Annotated in this window: 4 protein-coding genes; 2 read left to right on the forward strand and 2 right to left on the reverse strand. The window is 63.3% G+C overall.

Annotated features, from left to right (window positions below):
* The first annotated feature begins 38 nt into the window (after nt 1-38).
* Complete coding sequence (gene gltX, locus EN906_RS24445; RefSeq protein ID WP_127270289.1) at nt 39-1,463, forward strand: glutamate--tRNA ligase; 1,425 nt, start codon at nt 39-41, stop codon at nt 1,461-1,463.
* Between the two features lie 185 nt (nt 1,464-1,648).
* A complete protein-coding gene (gltA, locus tag EN906_RS24450; protein WP_127375439.1) occupies nt 1,649-2,977 on the forward strand; it encodes a citrate synthase in 1,329 nt (442 codons plus the stop codon).
* Nucleotides 2,978-3,024: 47 nt separating this feature from the next.
* Here the strand turns inward: gltA and lpxB are convergent, their stop codons facing one another.
* A complete protein-coding gene (gene lpxB / locus EN906_RS24455; protein WP_127272197.1) occupies nt 3,025-4,203 on the reverse strand; it encodes a lipid-A-disaccharide synthase in 1,179 nt (392 codons plus the stop codon).
* Nucleotides 4,196-4,339: UDP-2,3-diacylglucosamine diphosphatase LpxI (lpxI, locus tag EN906_RS24460; protein ID WP_127375440.1), on the reverse strand; the 144-nt coding region annotated here is incomplete at its 5' end. The genes lpxI and lpxB, both read right to left, overlap by 8 nt.

Here is a 4,339-nt window from a genome sequence, read left to right on the forward strand (position 1 = left end):
GCAACCGCACCCCGCTTCAGATGGTTTCCGAGAGTTCCATGTCCGACAAGGTCGTCACCCGTTTTGCCCCTTCGCCCACCGGCTATCTGCACATAGGCGGCGCGCGCACGGCGCTGTTCAACTGGCTGTATGCGAAGCACACTGGCGGCACGATGCTGCTGCGCATCGAGGACACCGACCGCGAACGCTCCAATGAAGCCGCGACGGCTGCCATCCTCGACGGGCTTTCCTGGCTTGGCCTGAGCTGGGACGGCGAGCCGGTGTCGCAGTTCGAGCGTGCTCCGCGCCACCGCGAGGTGGCTGAGGAGCTCGTGCGCATGGGCAAGGCCTATTATTGCTATGCCACGCCGGCCGAACTGGAGGCCATGCGCGAGGCCGCCAGAGCCAAGGGGCTGCCGCCCCGCTATGACGGCCGCTGGCGCGACCGCGACCCCTCTGAGGCGCCCGCAGGCGTCAAGGGCGCCATTCGTATCAAGGCGCCGACCGACGGCGAGACCATCGTCCATGACCGTGTCCAGGGCGAGGTGCGCTTTCCCAACAAGGATCTCGATGACTTCATCATCCTGCGTTCTGACGGCAATCCCACTTACATGCATGCCGTCGTCGTCGATGATCATGATATGGGAGTCACCCATATCATTCGCGGCGACGATCATCTGACCAACGCCGCTCGCCAGACCGTGATCTACAACGCCATGGGCTGGAACGTGCCGTCCATGTCGCATATCCCGCTGATCCACGGCGCCGATGGCGCCAAGCTGTCGAAGCGGCACGGCGCGCTTGGCGTCGAGGCCTATCGCGCCATGGGCTACCTGCCGGAGGCGCTGCTCAATTACCTGGCGCGCCTTGGCTGGAGCCATGGCGACGACGAGATCATGTCGATCAAGGATATGATCTCGTGGTTCGACATCGGCGATGTCAACAAGGGCGCGGCGCGCTTCGACTTCGCCAAGCTGGAGGCGATCAACGGCGCGCATATGCGCCGCATGAGCGATGCCCGACTGTTCGACATCTTCATCGCTACCCTGCCCTATCTCGAAGGTGGCCCGGCGATCGCCGCGCGCCTGAACGACAGCACCAAGGCGCAGTTGCTGGCAGCGCTTCCGGGCTTGAAGGACCGCGCCAAGACGCTGGTCGAGCTCGTCGATGGCGCGGCCTTCCTGTTCGCCACGCGCCCCCTGCCGATCGACGACAAGGCGGCCCTTCTGCTTACCGACGATGCCCGCAAGATCCTGCGCAGTGCTCACGAAGCTTTGAACGGGCTTGCGAGTGACTGGACAGCCGCCTCGGCGGAGGCGGCGATACGCGAGGTGGCAGCGGCCGGCAGTCACAAGCTCGGCGCGGTGGCCCAGCCTTTGCGCGCTGCGTTGACCGGCAAAAGCACCTCGCCGGGCGTGTTCGATGTGCTCGCCGTGCTCGGCCGCGAGGAAAGCCTGGCGCGCATCTCAGATCAAATCGATTAGGAGCAAACTGGCCCAAGAAGATTGGCATTGAAAGGCGGGTTTCGCAGTGCAACATTAGGCCTTGGCCCAATCTGGCACGCACCTCCTGAAATGCGGTGGCGAATACGCGCATTGCGGTGATTTTCGACGTGTCGCTCTGCAGAATTTTGCCTTTGCCGGCATGAGGAAACAAGAAGGAGTTTGCAATGACCGAAGCTGCGAAAAAAATGGATTTGGGCGGCAAGACCCAGGAGGCCACGGCAACGCTTGCATTCGCCGGCAAGACCCATGAATTCAAGGTGCGAAGTGGTTCGGTCGGGCCTGATGTCATCGACATCGCCTCGCTCTACTCAACCACCGGCGCCTTCACTTACGATCCGGGCTTCACCTCGACGGCAAGCTGCGAGTCGGAAATCACCTTCATCGACGGCGATGCCGGCATCCTGCTGCACCGCGGCTATCCGATCGACCAACTGGCCGAACACGGCGACTTCCTCGAGGTCTGCTATCTCCTGCTTTACGGCGAACTGCCGACCAAGGCGCAGAAGGACGACTTCGACTATCGTGTGACGCGCCACACCATGGTGCATGAGCAGATGTCGCGCTTTTTCACCGGCTTCCGCCGCGACGCGCACCCGATGGCGGTGATGTGCGGCGTGGTCGGCGCGCTGTCGGCCTTCTACCACGACTCCACCGACATCTCCGACCCCTACCAGCGCATGGTTGCCTCCATGCGGCTGATCGCCAAGATGCCAACGATCGCGGCGATGGCCTACAAATACCACATCGGCCAGCCCTTCATTTACCCGAAGAACGAACTGAACTTCGCCGCCAACTTCCTGCACATGTGCTTTGCCGTGCCGTGCGAGGAATACAAGATCAACCCGGTGCTGGCGCGCGCCATGGAGCGCATCTTCATTCTGCACGCCGACCACGAGCAGAACGCCTCGACCTCGACCGTTCGTCTCGCCGGCTCGTCGGGCGCCAACCCGTTCGCGTGCATCGCCGCCGGCACCGCTTGCCTGTGGGGCCCAGCGCATGGCGGCGCCAATGAAGCGGCGCTCAACATGCTTGGCGAGATCGGCCATGTCGATCACATCCCCGAATTCATCGCTCGCGCCAAGGACAAGAACGACCCGTTCCGCTTGATGGGCTTTGGCCACCGCGTCTACAAGAACTACGATCCGCGCGCCAAGATCATGCAGAAGACGGCGCATGAGGTTCTGGGCGAGCTCGGCATCAAGGACGATCCGCTGCTCGACATCGCCATGGAACTGGAAAAGATCGCGCTGACCGATCCCTATTTCATCGAGAAGAAGCTCTACCCGAATGTCGACTTCTATTCCGGCATTACGCTGAAGGCGCTGGGTTTCCCCACCACCATGTTCACCGTGCTGTTCGCGGTCGCCCGCACCGTCGGCTGGATCGCACAGTGGAAAGAGATGATCGAGGATCCGCGCCAGAAGATCGGCCGCCCGCGCCAGCTCTATACCGGCGCACCCGAGCGTGACTACGTGCCGATCGCCAAGCGGTGAATTGGGAGTAGGGATTGGGCAGTAGGCAGTAGGGACGGTGAACTTCCCTACTGACTATTCCCTCTCTTGACATACCGCATCACCACCTGCGCGGCGATCTCGCCGGACGGTCTATCCGTCGCCATGCGCCGCGTGATCTCTGCAAATCCATTCTTCTGCCAGGCGCGCATGCCGCTGTCGGCGAACAGGGCTTCCAATTGCCGGGCCAGATTGTTCGGCTTGATGTAGCCGTCGTAGAATTCCGGAATAAGCGCTCGATCCGATATCAGATTGGGCAGCAGCGCCGACCAGACGGAAACGAGGTACGGCGCCAAGACCCGCGCGACCGGGTCGAGCCTGTAGCAGGAAATCATCGGCACGCCGGCCAGCGCCAGTTCCAGCGATACCGTCCCGGACGCGATCAGCGCCGCATCGGCTTTGCCGAAAGCCTGCCATTTGCGCTGGGAATCGACGATGATCTCAGGCTTTTCATCCCAGCGGTTGACGGAGGATTTGACGAGCTCGGCGACATGCGGAACGGTCGGCAGCAGCAGCCGCAGGCGGTGGCCACGCGCACGCAGAATCGACACCGTCTCGCCGAACGGGTCGAGCAGCCGCCGTACCTCGCCACGCCGCGAACCGGGCAGGACGAGCAGGGTCTTGACGCGATCAGGAGAAAGGTCGCGCGGTAGTTCCTGCGCCTTGGCTGCGGCCAGCAAACCCGCATCGTGGGTCAGGCGATGCCCGACATAGGTGCCCGGTGGCCCGCCGAGCCGCTCGAGCTCCTTGACCTCGAACGGCAGGATGCAGAGGATGTGGTCGACATAGGGCTTCATCGCCACCGCCCTGCCCGGCCGCCACGCCCACACGCTCGGGCAGACATAGTGGATGATCGGAATCGACGGGTTGGCCGCACGCACCTTTTTGGCGACGCGCAACGAAAAGTCCGGACTGTCGATGGTGACCATGCAGTCCGGCTTTTCGTCGGCAACGGTCTTGGACAGTTGGCTGATCCGCCGCATCAGGCGCGGCAGGTCGCGTAGAACGGCGCTGAACCCCATCAGGGCGATCTCGCCGGCATCGAATGGCGAGACCAGTCCCAGCGCCTGCAAATGACGGCCGCCGAGGCCGACGAGTTGCACCTCGCGCCCCACAGCCTGGCTGAGCGAGCGCACTATGTCGGCACCGAGCAGGTCGCCAGACTCCTCTCCGGCAACGATTGCGATCTTCAATGCCCTGTCAGCCATTGCGCGGCTCCGTGGCGGCACGCAGGCCAAGGACGAACAGGCCAAGTGCATTGGCGCGCGCGATGGTTTCAGGACCTTCGAGGATCAGCGAGCGTCCCGCCTCGACGGCAATGCCGGCGAGTCCGGCCGCGTGCGC

The organism is Mesorhizobium sp. M7A.F.Ca.CA.004.06.1.1 (genome assembly GCF_003999135.1).
In the GTDB taxonomy this organism is placed as follows: Bacteria; Pseudomonadota; Alphaproteobacteria; order Rhizobiales; family Rhizobiaceae; genus Mesorhizobium.